The following is a 24,313-nucleotide window of genomic DNA, read 5'->3' on the forward strand; positions in this document are numbered from 1 at the left end:
CCCCGCCCACCCTACACCAGCCGGCTTTCGGCGCGGCTGACTGCTTCGCCGGCGCCGCGCAACACCAGCACATCCCCCGCCAGCAGCACCGTCTCTGGATCTCCTTCGAGGCTCCTGCCATTCCTGCGCAAGGTGGTCACTTCGGCCTCCACATCCTCCAACCCCAGCTCCCCCAGGCGCCGTCCGATCGCCGGAGCCCCATCGCGCAAGGTCACCGAATGCAGCCGCACATACGTGTGCTCCAGGTCGTCCGACACATCCCCCGCGCCATGGAAGTAGCCGCGCAGCGAGGCATAGCGTTCGTCGCGCGCCGTCTGCACGCGGTGCACCACGCGCCGCAGCGGCACGCCCATCGTCACCAGCGCGTGCGACGCCAGCATCAGGCTGCTCTCCAGCGCCTCCGGCACCACCTCGGTCGCGCCGGCGCCCTTGAGCACATCGAGGTCGCTGTCGTCGTGGCTGCGCACGATGACCGCCAGGTTCGGCGCCAGCTCGTGCACCAGGTGCAGCACTTTCAAAGCCTGGCGCGTGTCGGCAAAGGTGATCACGAGCGCACTGGCGCGGTTGATGCCGGCCGCGATCAGGCTCTCGCGCCGCGCCGCGTCGCCATAGGACACGTTGGCCCCGGCCGACTGCGCCTCCTGCACCCGCTCGGGGTCGAGGTCGAGCGCATACCAGGGCAGCTTTTCATCGCTCAGCAGCGTGGCCAGGCTCTGCCCGCTGCGCCCGAAGCCCGCGATGATCACGTGCTTTTGCGTCTTCATGGTGCGGCTGGCGAGCTGGGTCAGCTGCAGCGACTGCATCATCCATTCGTTGGACGCGACCTTCATCACGATCTTGTCCATGTTCGCGATCATGAAGGGCGCGGCCAGCATCGACAGCACCATCGAAGCCAGCACCAGCTGGATCAGGAAGGGATCGATCAGTTTCGAGCCGGAGGCCAGGTTCAGCAGCACGAAGCCGAATTCGCCGGCCTGGGCCAGCGCCAGACCGGTGCGCATCGCCACGCCGTCCGACGATCCGAATGCCTTGGCCAGCAAGGCGATGATCGCGAACTTGAGCAGCACCGGGAAGATCACCAGCGCCAGCACCACCCACCACTGCTCCAGCACCAGCTGCAGGTTGAGCAGCATGCCGACGGTGATGAAGAACAGCCCGAGCAGCACGTCGCGGAAGGGCTTGATGTCTTCTTCCACCTGGTGCTTGTACTGGGTCTCGGAGATCAGCATGCCGGCGACGAACGCCCCGAGCGCCAGCGACAGGCCGGCCTGCTCGGTCACCCATGCCAGGCCGAGCGTCACCAGGAGCAGGTTGAGCATGAACAGCTCCTGTGAGCGGCGCTTGGCGACCACGGTGAACCAGAAGCGCATCAGCTTCTGGCCGAACTTCAGGAGCAGCGCCAGCACGAATGCCGCTTTCAACAAGGCCCAGCCGAGCGTGACCACCAGTTCCTCGGCCGGCTTGGCCAGCGACGGAATCAGGATCAGGAGCGGCACCACGGCCAGATCCTGGAACAGCAGGATCCCAATGATGCGGCGCCCATGTTCGCTTTCGAGCTCGAGCCGCTCGGTCAGCATCTTGACCACGATCGCGGTCGAGGACATCGCCAGCGCGCCCCCTAGCGCAAACGCCGCCTGCCAGCTCACGTGCAGCCGCGGCGCCCACCAGGAGATGAACAGGCCGAAGGCCATCGCCGCCACGATCGTCAATACGACCTGGGCCAGCCCGAGCCCGAACACGATGCGCCGCATCGATTTCAGCTGGGCCAGCGAGAACTCGAGGCCGATGGAAAACATGAGGAAGACGACGCCGAACTCGGCCAGCGAGTGGGTGGCGGGACTGTCGTCGGCCAGCGCCAGCGCGTGGGGGCCGATCAGTACGCCGACGGCGAGATAGCCGAGCATCGGCGGCAGGTGGAGCATCCGGAAGGCGACCACGCCCAGCACGGCGCAGCCCAGCAGGAGCAGGGTCAGTTCAAGTCCGGAATGCATTATCCCCTAGTAGCATTTGTTGTTGTTTCCGAATCACGACAAACCTGCTGCGCGTTGCACTGTCGGCTTGCGATGCTCGCTGTACTCTCGTACAGCTGCGCTTCTCAGCCAACATTGCTGCCGCTCGCGACGGTTTTTCGTGATTCTTGTTACGACTGGCAAACTTTTTGCTTACCCGTTTCGGCTATACTGCCATCATGAGTGTAACCGATGAAAAAACAATGCTGAAAAGTTTTGACGAAGGCCAGGCCAGACGCGTGCTCGAACTGGGCCGCGAGACCCTGGCCATCGAAGCGGACGCGATCCGCGCGCTGCATGCGCGCCTGGGTGACGACGACAGTTTCGTGCGCGCCGCCGACCTCTTGTACCGCTGCAGCGGCCGCGTGGTGGTCTCCGGCATGGGCAAGTCCGGCCACATCGGCCGCAAGATCGCGGCCACGCTGGCCTCGACCGGCACCCCGGCCATGTTCGTGCACCCGGGCGAAGCCGCGCACGGCGACCTCGGCATGGTCACCGCCAAGGACGTCTTCATCGCCATCTCGAACTCGGGCGAATCGTCCGAGCTGCTGGAAATCCTCCCGGCCGTCAAGCGCATGGGCACGCAGGTGATCGCGATGACCGGCAAGCCGCAATCGCGCCTGGCCAGGCTGGCCGAGATCCACCTGAACATCGCGGTGGACAAGGAAGCCTGCCCGCTCAACCTGGCCCCCACCACCAGCACCACCGTGACCCTGGCCATGGGCGACGCCCTGGCCGTGGCCCTGCTCGACGTCCGTGGCTTCCGTGAAGAAGACTTCGCGCTGTCGCACCCGGGCGGCGCCCTCGGCCGCCGCCTGCTGACGCACGTGCGCGACGTGATGCGCACCGGCGACGCCATCCCGGCAGTCGGGCCAGATACCCTGCTGGCCAAGGCCCTGCTGGAAGTGAGCCAGAAGGGCATGGGCATGACCGCGATCGTCGACGATGAACGCCGCCCGATCGGCGTGTTCACCGACGGCGACCTGCGCCGCCTGATCGAGCGCTACCACGACTTCTCCAACATCCTGATCCGCGACGTCATGCACGCGAATCCGCGCCGCGTCCATCCGGAGCAGCTGGCGGTGGATGCCGTGGCCGTGATGGAGGAATTCCGCATCAACCAGATGCTCGTGGTGGACAGCGAAGACCGCCTGGTCGGCGCCCTGCACATCCACGACCTGACCCGCGCCAAGGTGATCTGATGGTGACGGCACTCCAACACATGGAACGCGCCGCGCGCGTGAAAATGATGATCTTCGACGTCGACGGCGTGCTCACCGACGGCAGCCTGACCTATGGCCCGGACGGCGAAGTCACCAAGACCTTCAACGTGCTGGACGGCCTCGGCATCCAGCTCTTGAACAAGACCGGCGTGCAGACCGCCATCATCAGCGCGCGCAAGTCGCCGATCGTGGTGAAGCGCGCCGCCGACCTGGGCATCTCGCACGTCTACCAGGGCATCCACGACAAGCGCGTCGGCTTCGCGGAACTCCTGCAGGCCACCGGCGTGACCCCTGAAGAATGCGGCTACATCGGCGACGACGTGATCGACCTGCCGCTGTTTACCCGCGTGGGCCTGGCCATCACCGTGCCCTCGGGCCACCCCGAGGTGCAGCACCGCGCCCACTATGTGACGCGCAACGCGGGCGGCAAGGGGGCGGTGCGCGAGGTGTGCGACATGATCATGCGCGCCCAGGGCACCTACGAACAGGCGCTGGCGCCGTACTTCGCCTGAGGCCGCGGGACCGAGCATGGCGCCATCCACCTACAAACGCACCGCGCACCGCTGGAAGCTGCTGGCGGTCATGATGATCGGGGTGTTCTGCGCCTTCGGCAGCTTCTGGCTGCTGCAGGTGATGCAGAACGACGACGAGGATCCGCGCCTGGCCGGCCCGTCCAGCGAGCCGGACTACATCGTCGAGAACTTCTCGTTCGTGCGCATGACGCAGGACGGCAAGCCGAGCTACGTGGTCTCGGGCAAGCGCCTGGCGCACCGTCCGCTGGGCGACGTGTCCGAGGTCGAACAGCCGGTGGTGCAGGGCGTGACCCCGGGCCGTCCGCGCATGACGGTGGTGGCGCAGCAGGGCCAGATCTTCCATGAAGAGCACCGCGTCGACCTGCTCGGCAACGTCGACATCCAGCGTCCCGCGACCCCGACCAGCGAAGCGCTGCGGGTGCGCACCCAGGCGCTGACGGTGCTGCCCGACGAAGAGATCATGAAAACCGACAAGCCGATCGAGATGCAGCTCGGCACCGCGACCGTGACCGGCACCGGCATGGTCGCCAACAATGCGACCCAGAAGCTGCACCTGGCCAGCCGCGGCCAGATCGTCTATCCGCCGCGCGCGCAACGCTAATTCCTCCATGCCTGCGCCGCGTTTCAACAGGACCAGCAAAACCATGAAAAACATACTCGCTGCCGCTTTCCTTTCCCTGGCCGCCTTCGGCGCCCACGCCGAGCGCGCTGACTCGCTCAAGCAGGCCGTGATCAACTTCGACACGCTCGACGTCGACGAAGTCACGCAGACCCGCATCCTGACCGGCAACGTCGTGCTCACGCGCGGCACCCTGATCCTCAAGTCGGACCGCGCGCTGGTGAAGGAAACCCCGGAGGGCTACATGAGCGTGACCCTTACCGCCAACAACGGCAAGATCGCCACCTTCCGCCAGAAGCGCGACGGCGGCCCCGACCTGTGGGTCGAGGGCCAGGCCCAGCGCATCGAATACGACGAGCGCGCCGAACTGGTGAAGCTGTTCAACACCGCGGAAGTGCGCGAGCTGGAAGCGGGACGCCTGACCAACGAAATCAAGGGTCCGTTCATCTCCTACGACAACCGGCGCGAAGTGGCCCAGGTGCGCAATAGCGCGACCGGCGAAAGCCAGGTCGGCGGCGGCCGCGGCACCCTGATCATCGCACCGCGCCGCACGGCGCCGGCGGAAGGCGGTAAATGATGGCGGCAGTGCTGGACAACGCAACGGCGCAGGGCAGCAGCACCCTGGTGGTCAAGGGGCTGCAGAAGAGCTACGGCAAGCGCCTGGTGGTGCGCGACGTCTCGCTGCAGGTCGATTGCGGCGAAGTGGTTGGCCTGCTGGGCCCGAACGGCGCCGGCAAGACCACCTCCTTCTACATGATCGTCGGCCTGGTGCCGTCGGACGCCGGCTCGATCGACATCAACGGCACCGACATCACCAGCCTGCCGATCCACCGCCGCGCGGTGCTGGGCCTGTCCTACCTGCCGCAGGAAGCCTCGGTGTTCCGGAAGCTGACGGTGGAAGAGAACATCCGCGCCGTGCTCGAGCTGCAGCGCGACGACAGCGGCAAGGCGCTGGCCAAGGCCGAGATCAACGAGCGCCTCGACACCCTGCTGGCCGAGCTGCAGATCGAGAAGCTGCGCGAGAACCCGGCGCTGTCGCTGTCGGGCGGCGAGCGGCGCCGGGTGGAGATCGCGCGCGCGCTCGCGACCAACCCGCGCTTCGTGCTGCTCGACGAGCCGTTCGCGGGCGTCGACCCGATCGCGGTGATCGAGATCCAGCGCATCGTGCGCTTCCTGAAGGAGCGCAACATCGGCGTCCTGATCACCGACCACAACGTGCGCGAGACCCTCGGCATCTGCGACCGCGCCTACATCATCAACCAGGGCGCGGTGCTGGCCTCCGGCCGTCCTGACGACATCATCGCCAACGAATCCGTGCGGCGCGTCTACCTCGGCGAACACTTCCGCATGTAAGCAACAGGCAAGGCCACGAGTCAATGAAACAGTCCCTGCAGCTCCGCACTTCGCAGCACCTGGCGCTCACGCCGCAACTGCAGCAGTCGATCCGGCTGCTGCAACTGTCCACGCTCGAACTGCACCAGGAGATCGAGCAGATCCTGCACGACAATCCGCTGCTCGAACGGCTCGACGATCCGCTCGACCGCTCGGTGCGCCTGCTGGCCGACGGCGCCATCAACAATGCGCCGGCCAATGGCGAAGCGCCGCCTGCGCAGCCGGGGCAGGAAAACAGTGGCGAGAGCCCGAAGCCCGAAGGCGAAGGTGGCGAAGGAAGCGAGGACGGCGACCGTGGTGATCGTGGCGATGGCGATACCGATTGGGGCGGCGAGGGCGGCGGCGCGCGCAGTGACGACGACGAGGATGGCCGCCCGCAGCTGGAAGCCGACGGCGTCACGCTGCGCGAGCACCTGGCCGAACAGATCCGCCTGACCGGCTGCAGCACGCGCGACCGGGCGCTGGCCGAGCTGGTGATCGATGCGCTCGACGACAACGGCTACCTGGAAGAACCGCTCGACGAGATCCACGCGCGGCTGCCGGAAGAACTCGAGATCGAGATGGACGAGCTGCGCTGCGCGCTGGCGCTGGTGCAGAGCCTCGACCCGGTCGGCGTCGGCGCGCGCAGTGCGGCCGAGTGCCTGGCGCTGCAGATCCGCCGCATGCCGGGCGTGCCGCTGGTGACGCGGCGCCTGGCGCTCACCATCGTCGAAGGTTACCTGTCCTGGTTTGCGCAGCGCGAATACACCAAGCTGAAAAAGGCGCTCGACTGCGACGACGAAGACCTGCGCGAGGTGCAGGCCGTGGTCCGCCAGTGCAATCCGCATCCCGGCGCGGCCTTTGCCTCGAACGTGTCGGACTATGTGGTGCCGGACGTGATCGTGCGCCGCGCCAAGAACGGCTGGCAGGTAGCGCTGAACCCGGACGTGATGCCGAAGCTGCGCGTGAACAGCCTGTACGCCAACCTGCTCAAGCAGGGCAAGAGCGAAAGCCAGATGGGCGCGCAGCTGCAGGAAGCGAAGTGGCTGATCAAGAATATGCGCCAGCGCTTCGACACGATCCTGCGGGTTGCCGAGGCCATTGTCGAGCGCCAGCGCAACTTTTTCAGCCACGGCGCGGTTGCCATGCGCCCCCTTGTGCTGCGCGAGATAGCTGATACACTAGGCCTACACGAGAGCACGATCTCCCGTGTGACCACGCAGAAATACATGCTGACCCCGCACGGCATGTTCGAGCTGAAGTATTTCTTCGGAAGCCATGTCGCCACCGAAGCGGGGGGAGAAGCTTCCTCGACGGCGATCCGCGCGCTCATCGCGCAATTGACAGGAGCAGAAGACCCTAGGAATCCTCTATCCGACAGCAAGATCGCGGAGATGCTCGGGGAACAAGGTATGGTCATTGCGCGCAGGACGGTTGCCAAGTACCGCGAAGCGCTCAAGATTCCGCCCGTCGCCCTCCGCAAATCCCTGTAAAGCATCTGCCCACTTCAACCTTGTGGGGCGGGCAGGGCACCTTCCCAAGGAGTGTGTATGAACCTCACCATCAGCGGCCACCACCTCGAAGTCACCCCCGCCATCCGTGAATACGTTCAGAATAAGCTCGAGCGCATCACCCGCCATTTCGACCACGTGATCGATACCCACGTGTTCCTCGCGATCGACAACCTCACCGAAAAAGAAAAAAGGCAGAAAGCCGAGATCAACTTATCGGTATCGGGAAAGAAACTCCACGTGGCCAGCGCCGCGCAAGACCTGTACGCAGCGATCGACATGCTGATGGACAGGCTGGACAGGCAGGTTCTGAAACACAAATCCATGCTGCAGGACCATAACCACGTTGCACACAAACGCATGCCGGACAGCGGCGAAGCCGCAGCAGCAGCGTAAATCCAGCACACTGCATTTACCGCGGTAACACAGCCAGGGCGTTCGAGGGAACGCCCTTTTTGCATTGTAAAGATATGAATTCTGGATAGCTTGGGTAAAATGCATGTCTTTTTGACCACCGCTTACGCCATGACCGACCATGTCCTGACCCGCGTCGCCAACCGCACCGGCGTCATCACGCTCGACCGCCCGAAAGCCCTGAACTCGCTCTCGCTCGACATGGTGCGCGCACTCACCGCCATCCTGCTGAAGTGGAAGATCGATGCGAATGTGGACGCGGTCGTGATCACCAGCAGCAGCGAGAAGGCGCTGTGCGCGGGCGGCGACATCCGCTTCTTCCACGACGTCGGCCGGGTTGCGCCGACGGGCGGCAGCGCACTGCTGGAGGATTTCTTCACCGAGGAATACGCGCTCAACCACCTGATCCACTTCTACCCGAAACCGTACATCGCGGTCATGGACGGCGTGGTGATGGGCGGCGGCATGGGCATCGCCCAGGGCGGCCCCGATTGCGGCCTGCGCATCGTGACCGACCGCACGAAGATGGCGATGCCGGAGGTGAACATCGGCCTGTTCCCGGACGTGGGCGGCAGCCATTTTCTCTCGCATGCGCCGGGCCAGCTGGGGCAGTACCTGGGCCTGACCGGGCTGACGATCGGCGCGGCGGATGCGCTCTACGTCGGGCTGGCGGACGTGTTCGTCCCTGGCGAGCAGCTGGATGCATTGAACGCGCTGGTGGAGGCGACGCCGGGAGCGCAGCTGCCGGATGCGATCCGCGCGTTTGCCGCGCAGTTCTCGGCGGGGCCGAGCGAACTGCAGGCGCAGCGCGGGGTGATCGATGCGCACTTCGGCGCGGCGTCGGTGCCGGCGATCATGGAATCGCTGGCGCGTGACGAGAATCCGTTCGCGCAGAAGGCGCTCAAGGCGATGCGCCAGCGCTCGCCCTTGATGATGTGCGTGACGCGCGAACTGCTGCTGCGTGGGGCCTCATTGGATGTAGCCGACTGCCTGCGCATGGAACGCAACCTGGTGCGCCGCAATTTCGAGCATGGGGAGGTGCTGGAGGGGGTGCGGGCGCTGGTGATCGACAAGGATAATCAGCCGAAGTGGAATCCGGCCAGCCTGGAAGACGTGACGCCGGAAATGGTGGCGCGTTTCTTCGAGCGGGTGTGGCCGGACTACGCGCACCCGCTGCGTCATCTTGCTTAGTTAGCTCGTCGTTCCGGCGTAGGCCGGAACCCAAGTTCGTTGCGTCGAGTTAGCTGTGCACGCAAGTGTTGATGATCCGCGAGCAAAATTGGGTTCCGGCCTTCACCGGAAGTCGTAGGCGCCAGTGGCGCGTACGACGGTCTTACGGTTAGCGGTTTTGATCAGATCGACGCGTGCTTCGGCTGCTCGCGGTGACGCACGATCACGCGTTCCGTCGCACTGAAGTAGGCCCCCAAACGTTCGGCCATATACACCGACCGGTGCTGCCCCCCCGTACACCCCACCGCCACGGTCAGGTAACTCCGGTTATCCGTCTTGAACGACGGCAGCCACTTCGCCACGAACGCCTTGATATCCCCCAGCATGTCCGCCGCACTTGGCTGCGCATCGAGAAAATCGATCACCGGCTGGTCACGCCCCGTCAGCGGCCGCAGCGACAGGTCGTAATACGGGTTCGGAATCGCCCGCACGTCGAACACGAAGTCCGCATCCAGCGGCACCCCCACCTTGAACGCGAACGATTCGAAGAACAGCGTCAGCGGCGCGTGCTTGAGGTCGGCCAGCTCCTTGATCCAGGCGCGCAGCTTGTTGGCGGAGAGTTCGGAGGTGTCGATCACATGGCCCAGGTTCTCGATCGCCGACAGGCGCTCGCGTTCCTCGGCGATGCATTCGATCAGGGTACGGCGCGATGCGGGATTCTCGCCGGGACGCAGTTCGTGCGACAGCGGGTGGCTGCGGCGGGTCTCGGAAAAGCGCGCGACCAGCGAGTGCGTGCTGGAAGTCAGGAACATCACCTTGACGTTGTGGCCTTCCTCTTTCAGGTGGCGCACGCTGACCGGCAACTCCACTAGCGACTCGGCGCTGCGCGCATCGACGGCGACGGCGATCTTCTCCGTGCCCTTTTCGTTGACCGCGTAGACCAGGGCCGGCAGCAGGGCCGGCGGGAGGTTGTCGACGCAGTAGTAGCCTGCGTCTTCCAGGACGTTGAGGGCAACCGATTTGCCCGAGCCGGAAATGCCGGTAATGAGGACGATGTGCATGGGCGCGATGATACCCCAAACGGGGCGGGGCTGACGCTAGTCGCCGCTCATCGCTTGCCGCTGCCGCTCCATGAATTCCTGCAGGGTGTCGATGCCGCGCAGCTGCAGGATCGTGTTGCGCACGGCGGCCTCGAGCAGCACCGCGATGTTGCGGCCGGCCGCCACGGGGATCACGACCTTGCGGACCGGCAGGCCCAGCACGTCCTCGGTCGGGAAGTGGAAGGGCAGGCGCTCGACTTCTTCATCGAGTGCACCGCGCTTGACCAGGTGGACGATCAGTTTCAGGCGCATCTTGCGGCGCACCGCGGTCTCGCCAAAAATCGCCTTGATGTCCAGCAGGCCCAGGCCGCGCACTTCCAGCAGGTTCTGCAGCAGCGGCGGACAGCGGCCTTCGATCATGTTCGGGGCGATGCGCGAGAATTCGACCGCGTCGTCGGCCACCAGGCCGTGCGAGCGCGAGATCAGTTCCAGGCCCAATTCGCTTTTGCCGAGGCCGGAGTCGCCGGTGATCAGCACGCCCACGCCCAGCACGTCCATGAACACGCCGTGCATGATGACGCGCTGCGCCAGCTTCTTCGAGAGATATACGCGCAGGAAGTCGATCACCTGGGCCGCCGGCAGCGGGGTCGAGAACAGGGGAATGTTCTGCTCGTCGCAGATGGCGAGGATGTCGGGCGGGGTTTCCAGGCCCTGCGCGATGATCAGCGCCGGCGGGCCACCGCCGACCAGCTCGCCGATCACGTGAGAACGCGAGCTCGATTTCAGTCGGTGGTAGTAATTCAGTTCCTGGTGGCCAAAGACCTGGATGCGGCCCGGGTGGATCAGGTTCAGGTGGCCGACCTGGTCGGCGGCCGAAGCGGCGTCGCCGGCGATCTGGCGTTCGCCGCCGGGGAAACCCGCGAACCAGCCGAGTTGCAGGCTGTCACGGTTGTCGTCGTACAGCCGTTGGATGGTCAGCGGGGTTTGCAGCATGGGCATATCGTGGAGTCCGCGGCGGGTTGCCGAGCAGACAGTTTAGCCCAAAGCTTGCAGGCTGGGTTGCCAGTTGATGATGCGCTCGTGGACGGATTTCGGGTCCGGGTCGGTGGCCAGGGCCGTGCGGATTGCTTCGTCCGAGAACAGCTCGGCGATTTCCGACAGGATCTCGAGGTGCTGCTGGGTGACGTGGTCCGGGATCAGCAGGAAGAACAGCAGGCTGACCGGCTGGCCATCCGGCGACTCGAAAGGAATCGGCTCGACCAGGCGCACGAAGGCGGCCAGCGGCGACTTCAGGCTTTTCGAGCCCTTGATCCGGCCATGCGGCACGGCCACGCCGTGGCCCAGGCCGGTGGAGCCGAGGCGCTCGCGCGCGAACAGATTGTCCGACACGGTCGAACGTGCAATACCGCAGTTGTTTTCGAAGATCAGGCCGGCCTGCTCGAAGGCGCGTTTCTTGCTGGAGACTTCGAGGTCCAGCTGGACGTTTTCGAGCGAGAGGATTTTGCTAAGGTTCGTCATGACTAGTGTGCGTGGCACAGGGTAGCTGCTTGCGAGGCGGAATTATAGGCCTGTTTCCAGGGCGCGGCATTCGATTTCGCATCTGTACGCTTATACAGTAGACCAGATGGGGCCAACTCGGCGAAACCGTATGCTTTTGATACAAATTCCCTCCGAGCACGGAACGCAATTTCCTAATCGAAATTCTGGAGAAAGGTTCGCAAACGGGTGTCGCCAGCGCTTCAGGCCGACTTTTCGATGCATTCTGCCTGAAAATTCAGCAGCGCGTTTTCATGCTGTCCTTCTAACTGAACCGCATGAGGCCTGTGGCCGAAAACGCACATTATTGACGCGCTGTTCGCAAGTTGCCCGGCATGCCGGTGCTGAAGTTGGCGCGCCAGGGGTTGATGTCCAGGCCGCCGCGGCGGGTATAGCGGGCGTAGACCGCCAGCTTGGTCGGCTTGCACTGGCGCAGCACGTCCATGAAGATGCGCTCGACACACTGCTCGTGGAACTCGTTGTGCTCGCGGAAGCCGATCAGGTATTTCAGCAAGCCTTCCTGGTCGATCTGCGGGCCGACGTAGCGGATCTGCACCGTGCCCCAGTCGGGCTGGCCGGTGACCAGGCAGTTCGATTTCAGCAGGTGCGAGACCAGGGTTTCCTCGACCGGCGCTTCGTCATGGTTCGCACTCAGCAGCTCGGGCGAGGGGGCGTAGTTGTCGATCTCGACGTCGAGGCGGTCCAGCAGCGTGCCGTCGAGCTCGCCCATTTTCAGGCTGCCGAAGGCGTCGGGCGTGGTGATGGTCACGTGGACCGGGGCGCCGAAGGCGGCGGACAGGTCCTGGCGCAGCAGTTCGACCAGCGCGTCGGTGCCGGCCAGTTTGGTCTGGTTGAAGGAGTTCAGGTAGAGCTTGAAGGACTTCGATTCGACGATGTTGGGCGAATCGGCCGGCGCCGAGATGGTGGCGATCGCCACCTGGGGTTTCCCGCGCATGTTCAGCCAGGACAGCTCGTAGGCGTTCCAGATGTCGACGCCGAAGAAGGGAAGGCGGCTGCCTTCGCCCAGGCCGATTTCCTCGCGCTTTTGCAGGCGCGGGATCGGGAACAGGAGGTCGGGGGCGTAGTGGCTTTGGTAGGCGGAGGATTTGCCGAGGGGGGATTGGTCAGGAGTGTTCATAGCAAGAGAAAACGCTTTTGGCGTAGGGTGGTCGGCTTTGCCGACCGCGCGTTCAAATAAACGGTGCGTACTCGCGGTGGGGGTAACACTGCGGTACGAGAAATTGGGTTCCCGCCTGCGCGGGAAGCCGTAGGCGCCAGTGGCGCGTACGACGGTCTTGAGGTTAGTGGTGCAATCGGGCGGATCCTATGCGCCGAGGAAGAGCTTATACACCGGATTCGCGCTCTCATCCCAGTAGCGATAACCGAGCGTGGCGAGGAACTGCCTGAACTCATCCATCTCCGCCGCCGGCACCTGCAGCCCCACCAGGATCCGCCCCACGTCTCCACCTTGATTGCGGTAGTGGAACAAGGAGATATTCCAGTTCGGCGCCATGCTGTCCAGGAAGCGCATCAGCGCCCCCGGCCGTTCGGGAAACTCGAAACGATACAGCAATTCGTCCTGCGCCAGCGCGCTTTTTCCGCCGACGAGGTGGCGGATGTGGAGCTTGGCCAGTTCGTCGTAGGTGAGATCCAGCGTGCGGAAATCGTGTTCCTCGAAGGTGCGCGCCAGCAGGCCCGATTCGCCGCGGCTGGCCACCTGCACGCCCACGAAAATGTGCGCCTCGCGCGCGTCGCTGATGCGGTAATTGAATTCGGTGACGTTGCGCGGGCCGACCAGCGCCGAGAAGCGGCGGAAGCTGCCGCGCTGTTCCGGAATCGTCACCGCGAACACCGCCTCGCGCGACTCGCCCAGCTCCGCGCGCTCGGCCACGAAACGCAGGCGGTCGAAGTTCATGTTGGCGCCGCAGGCCACCGCCACCAGGGTCTCGTTCTTGACCGGATTGCGGCCCATCTGCGAGCGTTCCACATAGGCTTTGGCGCCGGCCACCGCCAGCGCGCCGGCCGGCTCGAGGATGCTGCGGGTGTCCTGGAATACGTCCTGGATCGCGGCGCAGATGGCGTCGGTGTCGACGATGATGATCTCGTCGACCACTTCCTTCGCCACGCGGAAGGTCTCCTCGCCCACCAGGCGCACCGCGGTGCCGTCCGAGAACAGGCCGACGTCGCTGAGGGTCACGCGCTCGCCGGCCTTCAGGCTGCGCGCCATCGCGTCCGAATCCAGCGTCTGCACGCCGATGATCCGGATGTCCGGCCGCACCGCCTTCACGTAGGCGCCCACGCCCGCCACCAGGCCGCCGCCGCCGATGGCGACAAAGATCGCGTGGATCGGGCCGGAGTGCTGGCGCAGGATCTCCATGCCGATGGTGCCCTGGCCGGCGATCACGTCGGGGTCGTCGAAGGGGTGGACGAAGGTCAGGCGCTGTTCCTTTTCCAGCAGCAGCGCGTGGTTGTAGGCGTCGGTGTAGGAGTCGCCGTGCAGCACGACCTCCACCGCCGCGCCGCCGCGCGCCTTGACCGCGTCGATCTTCACCTGCGGGGTGGTGGTCGGCATCACGACCAGGGCGCGGCAGCCCAGGCGCGCCGCCGACAGGGCCACGCCCTGGGCGTGGTTGCCGGCCGAGGCGCAGATCACGCCGCGCCGCAGGCTTTCCGGCGACAGATTCGCCATCTTGTTGTAGGCGCCGCGCAGCTTGAAGCTGAACACGCTCTGCATGTCTTCGCGCTTGAAGTACACGCGGTTGTCGAGGCGCTTCGACAGCGTGGGCGCGTAGTCGAGCGGGGTTTCTTCGGCGACGTCGTAGACGCGGGCGGTCAGGATTTTCTTGAGGTAGTCGGTGGTCATGGTCGGCAATCGGGTGATTCTGTGCCGGCAGGGGATGGGCCGGCGGTCCGGACGACGCAAACTGTTCCGCTCAGGGGGTGGCCGGGCGCGCGCAGCAACGATAAGGCGCCCGGGGTATCGGGCTCGGCGTATCGTGTCGTTACGTAATGTGAACCTCATTATAATGGACCATTATCACAACCGCTCAAGCCTGCGCTCAAGCTTGTTTCCCGATGATCGAAAACGCCGTCACCTGGTTGCTGGATCTCCTCGCCGCGCCGAGCATCGGGCTGACCTCGATCTTCATCATCAGCTTCATCTCCGCCACCCTGCTGCCGCTCGGCTCCGAGCCGGCCGTGTTCGCGGTGGTGAAGGCCAATCCCGCCATGTTCTGGCCGGCGGTCTTCGTCGGCACGCTCGGCAATACCCTGGGCGGGGCGGTCGACTACTTCATCGGCTACCGCGCGAAAGTCGCTTTCGCCAAGGAGCGCCAGAGCCGCTGGTTCGGCTGGCTCAAGAAATACGGCGCCAAGACCATGCTGCTGTCCTGGGTGCCGGGCGTGGGCGACCCGCTGTGCACCCTGGCCGGCTGGCTGCACCTGCCGTTCTGGCCCAGCGTGATGTACATGGCGATCGGGAAGTTCCTGCGCTATGTGACGATGACGGCGATCCTGCTCTACATCCCGAACGGGTTCTGGCGGACGGTGGGCGACTTCTTCGAGCGCCTGATCGGCTGACTTATTTCCGGTCGCCGGAGACCAGCGACACGGTGGTTTCCACGCCGTCGAGGCCAAGCTGGCTTTCCAGGCTGCGCAGTTCGAGGACGTAGCTTCCCTTGGCCAGTGCGAAGTCGGCGAGGCTGGCGGCGGCCGTCGGGAAGCGGAAATGCAGGTTCAGCGAATAGGGCTTGCCGACCGGGGCGTCGAATTCCTTGCGCATGGGCGCGTCCGCCTGCTGGAGGGCGAAGGGCTCGTCCTGGAACAGCGGGGGAAAAGCGCAGGCGCCGGCGACGAACATCGCCAGTGCGATCACGGGTTTCTGGCACAGCGAATAGGTGAGCGGGTCCATGCGGGTGGGGCCTTTCGGGAAAGCGGCGCGATCGCCGTGCGTGCAGTATGGCGCTGCTAGTCGCGCCAGGTGCCGGCTGGGTGGCCGAGGTGCGGGGGCCGCGACGCGCGGTATCGCGCGGCGATACCCGGTCTTGCCACTTAAGCAAAACCTCAACAATGGGATAGCCGGTCTCGGTACAGTGCATGTCCATGGCCAGCCTGACCTTTCATCCCGCCGTCTCTTCACCGCGCCTGTCAGATGGTCGGCTGGGCGCACTTGCGCTCACGCTGCTCGTGCACGCGGTGCTGGTGCTCGGCTGGCAAATGGCGCGGTCGCTGCCCGAGGCGGACGAAGAGGAGGGCGAAGCCGCCATCCAGTGGCTGCGCCTGCCGCCGCCCGCAGCACCGGTCGATGCGGCGGCGCCGCCGGCGCAGGTGCGATCCGTCTCGCCGGGCCGCGGCGGCCGGCCTCTGCCCGCCGCGCCGGCGGTTCCCGATGCCGCGCTGGCGCCCCTGTCACCCGTGGCCGAGGACACCGCGCCCGCCCTCGATGCGCCGCCCGAGTCGATCGCGGACGTTGCGCGGCGCAGCGCCGGCGGCATCGCGCGCGAACTGCGCAAGGAAAGCCGTCCGCTCATCGTGGCGCCGCCAGACAGTCCGCAGATCCGGCTGCGGCAGGGCCTCGAGCACGCCCACGCCATGGCGCCGCCGCGCCTGTGGGAGACGCCGAAGATCGAGGAACTGGTGAACAACACCGGCGACGGCGCGCGCCGCACGCGCGTGATCACCGGGCGCGGCACCTATTGCATCACCGAGCGCGCGCCCACCACCAACGTCGAGATGATCGAAATGCACGGCAAGATCAGGTTCACCACCTGTCCGAAGCACGAGACGCCGGCCAAGCCGCAGGAGTGGCGCACCGCGCGCGACTGAGCGCCGCGTCGATGGCGTATGATGCGGGCCATCATGTCCAAACCACCCAGCCTCCTTTCCCTCCTGCTCGTCCTCGTCCTGCTCGCGGTCTTCGGCGTCCTCGGCGCGAAATTCATGCTGGGCCGGCACGCCGCATCGACCACCAGCCAGCTCGCCCTGGTCTGGCCGAACATCGACACCCTGCCGGCAGGCGAGCGCGCCTTCCTGGTCGAACTCGCTCACACCTGCAACGTGACGATGCGCGAGCCGCAGCGCGCGGAGGTCGTCGACTGCCTGCGTTCGGTGCAGATGAACGCCGCCGCGAGCGCGCGCCTGGAGGGCCTGCTCAAGGGGGCGGCGACTCCGGCATCCACACCAGCAGGTCGGTGACGCCGATGTCCACCCCGGCTTGCGTCAGGAGGGTGCTGGCCTGGCCGCGGTGATGGGTCTGGTGGTTGAACAGGTGCAGCAGCACGCTGCCGAAATGCTTGTGGAAGGCCTGGCCGCTCATGGTGCGGTAGGTGAAGGTCTGCTCCAGGTCGCCGGGGCGCAGCTCGGCCGCCAGCGCCGTGATCATGTCGTCCAGGCGCTCCCGCTGGGGACGCAGTGCCGCCACGCTGTCGCCGAAGGTGTGGCGCAGGCCGGATGGCAGCGCCGCGCCGCGCAGCGCTGACAGCGCCGCGAATGCCGACGGATGCCCGGCGAAACGGGTCAGCCAGATCGTATCGCCGGCCAGCAGGTGGTTCATGGTGCCGAGCAGGGAGCCGAAGAAGGCGCCGCGGTCGGCACGCGCTTCGTCAGGCGGCAGGCTGGCGGCGGCGGCGTACAGCCGGCGGTTCATGTCGGCGTTGTAGCGCGCGAGCAGGATGATGTCGTCACAGGTGGGCAAGCGAAGTCCTTGTCAAGAGCGGATGAGCATCCGCCAGCATCGCCGAAAACGGCGCCGCCGTCACCTGCCTTACGCAATATGCCATTCCTTGCTTCGGTGCAAATAAACGTTGCACGGCGGCCGGTTTGTGCAAACGAAATTTGCATAGGGGCATCCCTTTCGGAATATTCTTGTGTCGGACCCTGCCGTTTTCGCATCGCTCCCCAGCGTGGTGCAACGCAATAAGCTAGAATGAACCTCCTTCGGACCCGTCCGACCGACGCCCTGCATCCATGAACGCGCCCGCACACATCCATACCCTGCTCGCCGACAATGCCCCTGCGCGTTTGCGCGAGATCCCCTATAACTACACCTCCTTCTCCGACCGCGAGATCGTGATCCGCCTGCTGGGCGAATCCTCGTGGCGCCTGCTGGACGAACTGCGCGGCGCCCGCCAGACCGGCCGCTCGGCGCGCATGCTGTACGAGGTGCTGGGCGATATCTGGGTGGTGCGCCGCAATCCCTACCTGCAGGACGACCTGCTGGACAACCCGAAACGCCGCCAGAAACTGATCGACGCGCTGCACCACCGCCTGGGCGAAGTCGACAAGCGCCGCGCCACGGTGGACGCGGAAGAGGGCGACCCGCAGGCCGCAAGCAAGCGCAGCGCCGCCGTCGAACAGCTGTTGGCGGCGGCACGCAAGGCGGTCGACGATTTCGCGCGCGAGTTCCGCGAGACCTACGACCTGCGCAAGCGCGCCAGGCAGGTGCTGGGCGCCTACACCGACAAGCGCAACATCCGCTTCGACGGCATGCACCGCGTCTCGCACGTCACCGACGCCACCGACTGGCGGGTCGAATACCCCTTCCTGGTCCTGCTGCCCGACAGCGAGGAAGAGATGGCCGGCCTGGTGAAGGGCTGCATCGAACTCGGATTGACCATCATCCCGCGCGGCGGCGGCACCGGCTACACCGGCGGCGCGATTCCGCTGACGCCGATGTCGGCCGTGATCAACACCGAAAAACTGATCGGCATCGGCGAGGTCGAGCTGCAGCGCCTGCCGGGCCTGGACCGCGACTACGCCACCATCCACACCTATGCCGGCGTGGTGACCCAGCGCGTCTCGCAGGCCGCCGAAAAGGCCGGCTTCGTGTTCGCGGTCGACCCGACCTCGGCCCACGCCTCCTGCATCGGCGGGAACATCGCCATGAACGCCGGCGGCAAGAAGGCCGTCCTGTGGGGCACGGCGCTCGACAATCTGGCTTCCTGGCGCATGGTCGACCCGAACGGCGACTGGCTGGAAGTCACGCGCATGGACCACAATCTGTCCAAGATCCACGACGCGCCGGTGGCCACCTTCCAGCTCGAATGGACCCACCCGAGCCCGCGCGGCGCGGCGAAGAATGCGCCGTTCCGCACCGAGACGCTTTCCATCGAAGGCCGGCGCTTCCGCAAGGAAGGCCTGGGCAAGGACGTCACCGACAAATTCCTGGCCGGCCTGCCGGGCATCCAGAAAGAGGGCACCGACGGATTGATCACCTCGGCGCGCTGGATCCTGCACAAGATGCCGAAGTTCACCCGCACCGTGGCGCTCGAATTCTTCGGCCAGGCGCGCGATGCGATCCCGTCGATCGTCGAGATCAAGGATTACCTCGACAGCCTCCCCAAAAACGGCGACCCGGCCTTTGCCACCCTGCGCCTGGCCGGCCTGGAACACCTGGACGAGCGCTACCTGCGCGCGGTCGGCTACGCGACGAAATCCAAGCGCGGCGTGCTCCCTAAAATGGCGCTGTTCGGCGACATCGTCGGCGACGACGAGAACGCGGTCGCCATCGCGGCCTCGGAAGTGGTGCGCCTGGCGAACACCCGCGTCGGCGAAGGCTTCGTCGCCGTCAGCCCGGAAGCGCGCAAGAAATTCTGGCTCGACCGCGCCCGCACCGCGGCGATCGCGCGCCATACCAACGCCTTCAAGATCAACGAAGACGTGGTGATTCCCCTGAACCGCATGGGCGAATACACCGATGGCATCGAGCGCATCAACGTCGAGCTGTCGATCAAGAACAAGCTGCAGCTGGCCGACGCCCTGCACGAGTACCTGGCGAACGAACACCTGCCGATCGAGAAGAGCGACGACGCCAGCGGCGACACGGTCGACCGCGCCGAGATCCTGGGCGACCGTCCGCAGCAGGCGGTGGCGCTGGTGGAGCAGGTGCGGGCGCGCTGGGGCTTCATCCTGGCGAATCTCGACGCGCCCCTGCGCGATGTGCGCGGCAAGCTCGATGAGCTGGGCCTGGACGGCCTGTCGGCCACGCTCGATGGCCGCATCGGCGCGCAGCCGGACGCCTTGCTGTTCGACGTGGTGCAGGACCACACCATCCGCATCTCGTGGAAAGCAGACCTGCGCGCGCCGCTGCGCCAGATCTTCAACGGCGCCGCCTACAAATGCATCCTCGACGAATCCACCGCGATCCACAAACGGATCCTGCGTTCGCGCGTGTTCGTGGCCCTGCACATGCACGCGGGCGACGGCAACGTCCACACCAACCTGCCGGTGAACTCGGACGACTACGCGATGCTGCAGGACGCGCACAAGGCGGTCGAGCGCATCATGCGGCTGGCCCGCTCGCTGGACGGCGTGATCTCGGGCGAGCATGGCATCGGCATCACCAAGCTCGAGTTCCTGACCGACGAAGAGATCCGCGAATTCCGCGAGTACAAGAACCGCGTCGATCCGGAAGGCCGCTTCAACAAGGGCAAGCTGCTGAACACGACGGCGGTGTCGGCCGACCTCACCAACGCCTACACGCCATCGTTCGGCCTGATGGGACACGAGTCGCTGATCATGCAGCAGAGCGACATCGGCGAGATCGCCAACAGCATCAAGGACTGCCTGCGCTGCGGGAAGTGCAAGCCGGTCTGCACCACGCACGTGCCGCAGTCGAACCTGCTGTACTCGCCGCGCGACAAGATCCTGTCGACGTCGGCCCTGATCGAAGCCTTCCTGTACGAAGAGCAGACCCGCCGCGGCGTCTCGATCCGGCACTGGGAAGAATTCGAGGACGTGTCCGACCACTGCACCGTGTGCCACAAATGCGTGACGCCGTGCCCGGTCAACATCGACTTCGGCGACGTCTCGATGAATATGCGTAACCTGCTGCGCAAGATGGACAAGCGCAGCTTCAAGCCGGCCAACCGCGCGGCGATGTTCTTCCTGAACGCGACCGACCCGACCACCATCAACGCCACCCGCAAGGTGATGGTGGACCTCGGCTACAAGGCCCAGCGCCTGGGCAACCAGATGCTGCGCGGCCTGGCCAAGCCGCAGGTCGACGCGCCGCCGCCGACCACCGGCAAGGCGAAGGTAACCGAGCAGGTGATCCACTTCATCAACAAGAAAATGCCGGGCAACCTGCCGAAGAAGACGGCGCGCGCCCTGCTCGACATCGAGGACGACAAGGTCATCCCGATCATCCGCAATCCGAAGAAGACCAACGCCGACACCGAGGCCGTGTTCTACTTCCCGGGCTGTGGCTCCGAGCGCCTGTTCTCGCAGGTCGGCCTGGCCACGCAGGCGATGCTGTGGGAGGTCGGCGTGCAGACCGTGCTGCCGCCGGGCTATTTGTGCTGCGGATACCCCCAACGGGGAGCTGGCCAGTACGACAAGGCCGACAAGATGATGACGGATAACCGCGTGCTGTTCCACCGCATGGCCAACACGCTGAACTACCTCGACATCAAGACGGTGCTGGTCTCGTGCGGCACCTGCTACGACCAGTTGTCGACCTACGAGTTCGAGAAGATCTTCCCGGGCTGCCGCATCATGGACATCCACGAGTACCTGCTCGAAAAAGGCGTGAAGCTCGAAGGCGTGTCCGGCACCCGCTACATGTACCACGACCCCTGCCACACGCCGATGAAGATGCAGGATTCGCTCAAGACCGTGAATTCGCTGGTCTCCACGTTCGATAACGTGAAGATCGAGAAGAACGACCGCTGCTGCGGCGAGTCCGGCACCTTCGCCGTGAGCCGTCCGGACATCGCGACCCAGGTCCGTTCGCGCAAGCAGGGCGAGATGGAGAAGGGCGCCGACAAGCTGCGCGAGGACGGCTTCGACGGCAACGTCAAGATCCTGACCAGCTGCCCGTCCTGCCTGCAGGGCCTGTCGCGCTACAACCATGACGCCGGCACCACCGCCGACTACATCGTGGTCGAGATCGCGCGCCACCTGCTGGGCGAGAACTGGATGCCGGACTACGTCCAGCGCGCCAACAACGGCGGCATCGAGCGGGTGCTGGTATGACGCGGCAGGCGGGATGCGAACTGTGCGAACTGGCGATGCCGGTTGCGTGGCGGGGCGAGAAGTTCGCCGTCATCGTGGTCGACGATGCGGCCTATCCCGGCTTTTGCCGCGTGATCTGGCGCGAGCACGTGCGCGAGATGAGCGACCTGGCGGCGGCCGACCGGCTGCTGCTCAACGACGCCGTGTATGAGCTGGAGCTGGCGGTGCGCGAGGTGATGGCGCCGCTGAAGGTCAATGTGGCCAGCCTCGGTAATGTGGTGCCGCATCTGCACTGGCATGTGATTCCGCGTTATGCGGACGATGCGCATTTCCCGGCGCCGGTGTGGGCTGCTGCCAGCCGTCAAACTGACGAAGCCGTGCTGGCTGTACGCCGCGCATTGCTGCCCGCACTGGCGGATGCGATCGTCCGCCGTTTCGAACAATTCCAATAAGAGGAGCTTTCATGCCCAATCCAACCGAGATCGCCGTGCGCCAGAAATCGCGCCTGCTGGACATCGCTTTTGACGACGGCAGCAGCTTTTCGATCCCGTTCGAGCTGATGCGCGTGTACTCGCCGTCGGCCGAAGTGAAAGGCCACGGCCCCGGACAGGAAGTGCTCCAGGTGGGCAAGCGCGAGGTCGGCATCACGGGCGTGGAGCCGGTCGGGAACTACGCGATCAAGCCGCTGTTCGACGACGGCCATGCGAGCGGGATCTTCACCTGGGATTACCTGCACAAGCTGGGCAGCGAGCAGGAATCGCTGTGGCGGCAGTATCTCGAGCGGCTGCATGCGGCTGGTTTTGCGGGTGACAGCGGGCGCGAGCCGGGCGTCGCATTGCCGGGGGCGCCCAAGCGCGGTGGCTGCGGGCAATCGCACTGAAAACGTCCGATCCGGATTCGACAAGCGTTGTACCGGATACGGCCGAGTGCAGCATGGCCGTACATTGACCCGGAATCTACGGTGTCGATCGCCAATTTATTTAATGCGAGGAAACGAATTCGGTGTTTGCGTGCGGTGGAAACGCGAAGGTCGATTTCATGCGCTTCGCCTCCAGTGCCGGCGTCCGCCCGAACATGCGCTTGAATTCGCGGCCGAACTGCGAGGCGCTTTCGTAGCCGACCTCTGCGGCGGCAACTGCAGCGGGCTTGTCGTTACGCACCATCAACAGACGTGCCTGGTGCAAGCGCGTCGATTTCAGGTATTGCATGGGCGAAGTGCCGGTGACGGTACGGAAGTGGCTGTAAAAGGTCGGTACGCTCATGCCGGCCTCGGCGGCTAGCTGTTCCACGCTCAAGTTCTCGCGATATGCGGTATGAATGCATCGCAGTGCCTTGACGATCCGGCCCGACTTGCCGCGCTGTGCGAGCGCTGCGCGGATGGCGGCGCCTTGTTCTCCCGTGAGCGCGCGGTAATAGAGCTCGCGTAGCAGGCCGGGGCTAAGGATGGCGGTTTCCGCCGGGCTGCTCAGTGCCTGGACGAGCCGCAGCACGGTCGCCGCCAGCGCCTCGTTCATGGGTGTCGACCACATGCTGCGCGCAGCCGCCTTGGCGGGGAAGTCGTGCTGCGCGATTTCCAGCATCAGGTCCGCCGCCAGCTTGACATCCAGGTGCAGGTAGATGGCCAGCAAGGGTTCAGCCTCGCTGGCCATGGTCTCCATCGTGAAAGGCACTGGCACCGCTACGGCCAGGTAATGTTGGGCGTCGTAGCGATAGATCTCACCGCCGAAATAGCCTTGCTTGCTGCCCTGGCACACGATGACGATGCCGGGGGCGTACAGAACAGGTGTTCGCTGCAAAGGGCGGTTGGAGCGCAACAAGCGGACGCCAGGAAGGCCGGTCAGGTTGTAGCCCTCACGCGGGGCCAGGCCTGCCAGCAGTTCAATGGTCCGTTTTCTGTCATTCATAGAATTAGGCTAGAAAACGCGTGATTTCGGCCGGAACGCCGTGTTTAGCGAGAATAGCATGCCTGTCTCCTTCCATGAAACGAGGCTATATGAAGAAACTGATCTTGATTACCGGAGTCAGCAGCGGCTTTGGCTGCGCACTGGCAAGCGCGGCGCTCGAAGCGGGTCATCGGGTGGTTGGCACGGTACGCGCTCCCGAGCAGGCGCAGGCATTCGCAGCACGTCGTCCCGGCCATGCGCATGCGGCACTGCTGGATGTGAGCGATAGCGACGCTGTCGCGCGTGTCGTGATGCACGTCGAACGCAACATCGGGGCCATTGACGTGCTCGTCAACAATGCCGGCTACGGTCATGAGGGCGTGCTGGAAGAGTCGCCGCTCGAGGACATGCGCAGACAGTTCGACGTGAACGTGTTCGGGGCAGTGGCGATGATCAAGGCGGTATTGCCCGGGATGCGACAACGCCGGCGCGGTCACATCATCAACATGACGTCGATGGGCGGCACCATTACCATGCCTGGCATCGCCTATTACTGCGGCAGCAAATTCGCGCTCGAAGGCATCTCCGATACGCTCAGCAAGGAACTGGCGCCGTTCGGCATCTTCGTAACAGCTGTCGCACCGGGATCTTTTCGTACCGATTGGGCAGGGCGTTCGATGGTGCGTGCTCCGCGCCGTATCGCCGACTACGACGCCAGCTTCGATCCGGTGCGGCAGGCGCGGATCGAAAAAAGCGGCAAACAGGCGGGCGATCCGGTCAAGGCGGCCCAGGCCATCCTGCACCTGGTCGACAGTCCCGCGCCACCGGCGCATCTGCTGCTCGGCAGCGATGCGCTGGCCCTCGTACGCGCCGCGCTTGCGCAGCGCCTGGAGCAAATCGATGCGTGGGAGGCGGTGACCCGCTCCACCGATGCCTGATCCTGTCATCGGCCCGGAGACCAGGCGGGAAGCTATACGGCGCCTTGAGCCCGACCTGGATGGGGACAGAGTGACATTATTCGCCAACATCCTACCTGCAAGGTGCTTCGTACTG

24 protein-coding genes are annotated in these 24,313 nt (G+C 65.2%); 15 read left to right on the plus strand and 9 right to left on the minus strand.

The features are described from left to right. Window positions 1–11: 11 nt before the first annotated feature. Entirely contained in the window at window positions 12–1,991 is a 1,980-nt protein-coding gene (locus LQ564_RS12105) for a monovalent cation:proton antiporter family protein (protein WP_231058344.1), read from the minus strand. A 197-nt stretch (window positions 1,992–2,188) separates the two neighbouring features. On the opposite strand from LQ564_RS12105, the gene LQ564_RS12110 reads away from it, so the two are divergent. The 8 genes from LQ564_RS12110 (at window position 2,189) to LQ564_RS12145 (ending at window position 8,871) form a co-directional block, all read left to right on the plus strand. Next, the gene (locus LQ564_RS12110) at window positions 2,189–3,211 is read left to right on the plus strand and encodes a KpsF/GutQ family sugar-phosphate isomerase (protein WP_272492086.1); all 1,023 of its coding nucleotides are present in this window, start codon (window positions 2,189–2,191) and stop codon (window positions 3,209–3,211) included. Further along, complete coding sequence (locus LQ564_RS12115) at window positions 3,211–3,744, plus strand: KdsC family phosphatase (protein WP_231058346.1); 534 nt, start codon at window positions 3,211–3,213, stop codon at window positions 3,742–3,744. The genes LQ564_RS12110 and LQ564_RS12115 overlap by 1 nt, the downstream gene beginning before the upstream one ends. A 16-nt stretch (window positions 3,745–3,760) precedes the next feature. After that, window positions 3,761–4,366 (plus strand): LPS export ABC transporter periplasmic protein LptC, encoded by a 606-nt coding sequence (gene lptC, locus LQ564_RS12120; protein ID WP_231058347.1) that lies wholly within the window; start codon window positions 3,761–3,763, stop codon window positions 4,364–4,366. A gap of 43 nt (window positions 4,367–4,409) precedes the next feature. Further along, entirely contained in the window at window positions 4,410–4,961 is a 552-nt protein-coding gene (gene lptA, locus LQ564_RS12125; RefSeq protein WP_231058348.1) for a lipopolysaccharide transport periplasmic protein LptA, read from the plus strand. Continuing rightward, a complete protein-coding gene (gene lptB / locus LQ564_RS12130) occupies window positions 4,961–5,737 on the plus strand; it encodes an LPS export ABC transporter ATP-binding protein (protein ID WP_231058577.1) in 777 nt (258 codons plus the stop codon). Before lptA ends, lptB begins: the two co-directional genes overlap by 1 nt. Window positions 5,738–5,760: 23 nt before the next feature. Continuing rightward, window positions 5,761–7,248: an RNA polymerase factor sigma-54 gene (locus LQ564_RS12135; RefSeq protein ID WP_231058349.1), complete on the plus strand. Its 1,488-nt coding sequence runs from the start codon at window positions 5,761–5,763 to the stop codon at window positions 7,246–7,248. A gap of 57 nt (window positions 7,249–7,305) precedes the next feature. After that, entirely contained in the window at window positions 7,306–7,662 is a 357-nt protein-coding gene (gene hpf, locus LQ564_RS12140; RefSeq protein ID WP_231058350.1) for a ribosome hibernation-promoting factor, HPF/YfiA family, read from the plus strand. Between the two features lie 129 nt (window positions 7,663–7,791). Continuing rightward, a complete protein-coding gene (locus LQ564_RS12145; RefSeq protein ID WP_231058351.1) occupies window positions 7,792–8,871 on the plus strand; it encodes an enoyl-CoA hydratase/isomerase family protein in 1,080 nt (359 codons plus the stop codon). A gap of 161 nt (window positions 8,872–9,032) precedes the next feature. Here LQ564_RS12145 and rapZ read toward each other — a convergent pair whose 3' ends face one another. The 5 genes from rapZ to ilvA all read right to left on the minus strand — a co-directional run bounded on the left by rapZ (window position 9,033) and on the right by ilvA (window position 14,289). Beyond that, window positions 9,033–9,911, minus strand: coding sequence for an RNase adapter RapZ (gene rapZ, locus LQ564_RS12150; protein WP_231058352.1), 879 nt, complete (start codon window positions 9,909–9,911; stop codon window positions 9,033–9,035). A 36-nt stretch (window positions 9,912–9,947) separates the two neighbouring features. Further along, window positions 9,948–10,883: an HPr(Ser) kinase/phosphatase gene (gene hprK / locus LQ564_RS12155; RefSeq protein WP_231058353.1), complete on the minus strand. Its 936-nt coding sequence runs from the start codon at window positions 10,881–10,883 to the stop codon at window positions 9,948–9,950. A gap of 42 nt (window positions 10,884–10,925) precedes the next feature. After that, window positions 10,926–11,408, minus strand: coding sequence for a PTS sugar transporter subunit IIA (locus LQ564_RS12160; protein ID WP_231058354.1), 483 nt, complete (start codon window positions 11,406–11,408; stop codon window positions 10,926–10,928). Between the two features lie 322 nt (window positions 11,409–11,730). Then, window positions 11,731–12,564, minus strand: a complete 834-nt coding sequence (gene queF, locus LQ564_RS12165) for an NADPH-dependent 7-cyano-7-deazaguanine reductase QueF (protein WP_231058355.1) — start codon at window positions 12,562–12,564, stop codon at window positions 11,731–11,733. Between the two features lie 186 nt (window positions 12,565–12,750). Further along, on the minus strand, window positions 12,751–14,289 hold the full coding sequence (ilvA, locus tag LQ564_RS12170; RefSeq protein WP_231058356.1) for a threonine ammonia-lyase, biosynthetic: 1,539 nt from the start codon (window positions 14,287–14,289) through the stop codon (window positions 12,751–12,753). A gap of 212 nt (window positions 14,290–14,501) precedes the next feature. Here ilvA and LQ564_RS12175 point away from each other — a divergent pair, with 212 nt between their 5' ends. After that, the gene (locus LQ564_RS12175) at window positions 14,502–15,005 is read left to right on the plus strand and encodes a YqaA family protein (protein ID WP_231058357.1); all 504 of its coding nucleotides are present in this window, start codon (window positions 14,502–14,504) and stop codon (window positions 15,003–15,005) included. 1 nt (window position 15,006) lies between these two features. Here LQ564_RS12175 and LQ564_RS12180 read toward each other — a convergent pair whose 3' ends face one another. After that, window positions 15,007–15,336, minus strand: coding sequence for a hypothetical protein (locus LQ564_RS12180; protein WP_231058358.1), 330 nt, complete (start codon window positions 15,334–15,336; stop codon window positions 15,007–15,009). A 185-nt stretch (window positions 15,337–15,521) separates the two neighbouring features. On the opposite strand from LQ564_RS12180, the gene LQ564_RS12185 reads away from it, so the two are divergent. After that, entirely contained in the window at window positions 15,522–16,250 is a 729-nt protein-coding gene (locus tag LQ564_RS12185; RefSeq protein ID WP_231058359.1) for a hypothetical protein, read from the plus strand. A 33-nt stretch (window positions 16,251–16,283) separates the two neighbouring features. Then, the gene (locus LQ564_RS12190; protein WP_231058360.1) at window positions 16,284–16,619 is read left to right on the plus strand and encodes a hypothetical protein; all 336 of its coding nucleotides are present in this window, start codon (window positions 16,284–16,286) and stop codon (window positions 16,617–16,619) included. On the opposite strand, the gene LQ564_RS12195 is transcribed toward LQ564_RS12190, so the two are convergent. Next, window positions 16,576–17,118: a DinB family protein gene (locus tag LQ564_RS12195; RefSeq protein ID WP_231058361.1), complete on the minus strand. Its 543-nt coding sequence runs from the start codon at window positions 17,116–17,118 to the stop codon at window positions 16,576–16,578. The genes LQ564_RS12190 and LQ564_RS12195 overlap by 44 nt on opposite strands. A 272-nt stretch (window positions 17,119–17,390) precedes the next feature. On the opposite strand from LQ564_RS12195, the gene LQ564_RS12200 reads away from it, so the two are divergent. Genes LQ564_RS12200 through LQ564_RS12210 form a run of 3 tightly spaced genes read left to right on the plus strand, consistent with a single transcriptional unit; the run spans window position 17,391 to window position 22,257 of the window. Next, window positions 17,391–21,398 (plus strand): DUF3683 domain-containing protein, encoded by a 4,008-nt coding sequence (locus tag LQ564_RS12200; RefSeq protein WP_231058362.1) that lies wholly within the window; start codon window positions 17,391–17,393, stop codon window positions 21,396–21,398. After that, window positions 21,395–21,829 carry an HIT family protein gene (locus LQ564_RS12205; protein WP_231058363.1) on the plus strand — a complete coding sequence of 145 codons (435 nt, stop codon included), beginning with the start codon at window positions 21,395–21,397 and terminating at the stop codon, window positions 21,827–21,829. Before LQ564_RS12200 ends, LQ564_RS12205 begins: the two co-directional genes overlap by 4 nt. 11 nt (window positions 21,830–21,840) lie before the next feature. Next, window positions 21,841–22,257: a gamma-butyrobetaine hydroxylase family protein gene (locus tag LQ564_RS12210; protein ID WP_231058364.1), complete on the plus strand. Its 417-nt coding sequence runs from the start codon at window positions 21,841–21,843 to the stop codon at window positions 22,255–22,257. A 100-nt stretch (window positions 22,258–22,357) separates the two neighbouring features. Here LQ564_RS12210 and LQ564_RS12215 read toward each other — a convergent pair whose 3' ends face one another. Beyond that, the gene (locus LQ564_RS12215) at window positions 22,358–23,281 is read right to left on the minus strand and encodes an AraC family transcriptional regulator (protein ID WP_231058365.1); all 924 of its coding nucleotides are present in this window, start codon (window positions 23,279–23,281) and stop codon (window positions 22,358–22,360) included. An 89-nt stretch (window positions 23,282–23,370) separates the two neighbouring features. On the opposite strand from LQ564_RS12215, the gene LQ564_RS12220 reads away from it, so the two are divergent. Beyond that, on the plus strand, window positions 23,371–24,198 hold the full coding sequence (locus tag LQ564_RS12220; protein WP_231058366.1) for an oxidoreductase: 828 nt from the start codon (window positions 23,371–23,373) through the stop codon (window positions 24,196–24,198). Window positions 24,199–24,313 lie beyond the last annotated feature (115 nt).

This window comes from Massilia phyllostachyos (assembly GCF_021044825.1).
Classification (GTDB): Bacteria; Pseudomonadota; Gammaproteobacteria; order Burkholderiales; family Burkholderiaceae_D; genus Telluria; species Telluria phyllostachyos.

Bases quoted from the DNA above. Each gene is read 5' to 3' on its own strand.
- LQ564_RS12145 (WP_231058351.1), top strand. From the start codon at position 7,792: ATGACCGACCATGTCCTGACCCGCGTCGCCAACCGCACCGGCGTCATC.
- LQ564_RS12220 (WP_231058366.1), top strand. From the start codon at position 23,371: ATGAAGAAACTGATCTTGATTACCGGAGTCAGCAGCGGCTTTGGCTGC.
- lptB (WP_231058577.1), top strand. From the start codon at position 4,961: ATGGCGGCAGTGCTGGACAACGCAACGGCGCAGGGCAGCAGCACCCTG.
- LQ564_RS12180 (WP_231058358.1), bottom strand. From the start codon at position 15,336: ATGGACCCGCTCACCTATTCGCTGTGCCAGAAACCCGTGATCGCACTG.
- hprK (WP_231058353.1), bottom strand. From the start codon at position 10,883: ATGCTGCAAACCCCGCTGACCATCCAACGGCTGTACGACGACAACCGT.
- LQ564_RS12210 (WP_231058364.1), top strand. From the start codon at position 21,841: ATGCCCAATCCAACCGAGATCGCCGTGCGCCAGAAATCGCGCCTGCTG.
- LQ564_RS12115 (WP_231058346.1), top strand. From the start codon at position 3,211: ATGGTGACGGCACTCCAACACATGGAACGCGCCGCGCGCGTGAAAATG.
- LQ564_RS12105 (WP_231058344.1), bottom strand. From the start codon at position 1,991: ATGCATTCCGGACTTGAACTGACCCTGCTCCTGCTGGGCTGCGCCGTG.
- LQ564_RS12110 (WP_272492086.1), top strand. From the start codon at position 2,189: ATGAGTGTAACCGATGAAAAAACAATGCTGAAAAGTTTTGACGAAGGC.
- LQ564_RS12200 (WP_231058362.1), top strand. From the start codon at position 17,391: ATGAACGCGCCCGCACACATCCATACCCTGCTCGCCGACAATGCCCCT.
- LQ564_RS12175 (WP_231058357.1), top strand. From the start codon at position 14,502: ATGATCGAAAACGCCGTCACCTGGTTGCTGGATCTCCTCGCCGCGCCG.
- rapZ (WP_231058352.1), bottom strand. From the start codon at position 9,911: ATGCACATCGTCCTCATTACCGGCATTTCCGGCTCGGGCAAATCGGTT.
- lptC (WP_231058347.1), top strand. From the start codon at position 3,761: ATGGCGCCATCCACCTACAAACGCACCGCGCACCGCTGGAAGCTGCTG.
- queF (WP_231058355.1), bottom strand. From the start codon at position 12,564: ATGAACACTCCTGACCAATCCCCCCTCGGCAAATCCTCCGCCTACCAA.
- lptA (WP_231058348.1), top strand. From the start codon at position 4,410: ATGAAAAACATACTCGCTGCCGCTTTCCTTTCCCTGGCCGCCTTCGGC.
- LQ564_RS12190 (WP_231058360.1), top strand. From the start codon at position 16,284: ATGTCCAAACCACCCAGCCTCCTTTCCCTCCTGCTCGTCCTCGTCCTG.
- LQ564_RS12135 (WP_231058349.1), top strand. From the start codon at position 5,761: ATGAAACAGTCCCTGCAGCTCCGCACTTCGCAGCACCTGGCGCTCACG.
- hpf (WP_231058350.1), top strand. From the start codon at position 7,306: ATGAACCTCACCATCAGCGGCCACCACCTCGAAGTCACCCCCGCCATC.
- LQ564_RS12160 (WP_231058354.1), bottom strand. From the start codon at position 11,408: ATGACGAACCTTAGCAAAATCCTCTCGCTCGAAAACGTCCAGCTGGAC.
- LQ564_RS12205 (WP_231058363.1), top strand. From the start codon at position 21,395: ATGACGCGGCAGGCGGGATGCGAACTGTGCGAACTGGCGATGCCGGTT.
- ilvA (WP_231058356.1), bottom strand. From the start codon at position 14,289: ATGACCACCGACTACCTCAAGAAAATCCTGACCGCCCGCGTCTACGAC.
- LQ564_RS12185 (WP_231058359.1), top strand. From the start codon at position 15,522: ATGTCCATGGCCAGCCTGACCTTTCATCCCGCCGTCTCTTCACCGCGC.
- LQ564_RS12215 (WP_231058365.1), bottom strand. From the start codon at position 23,281: ATGAATGACAGAAAACGGACCATTGAACTGCTGGCAGGCCTGGCCCCG.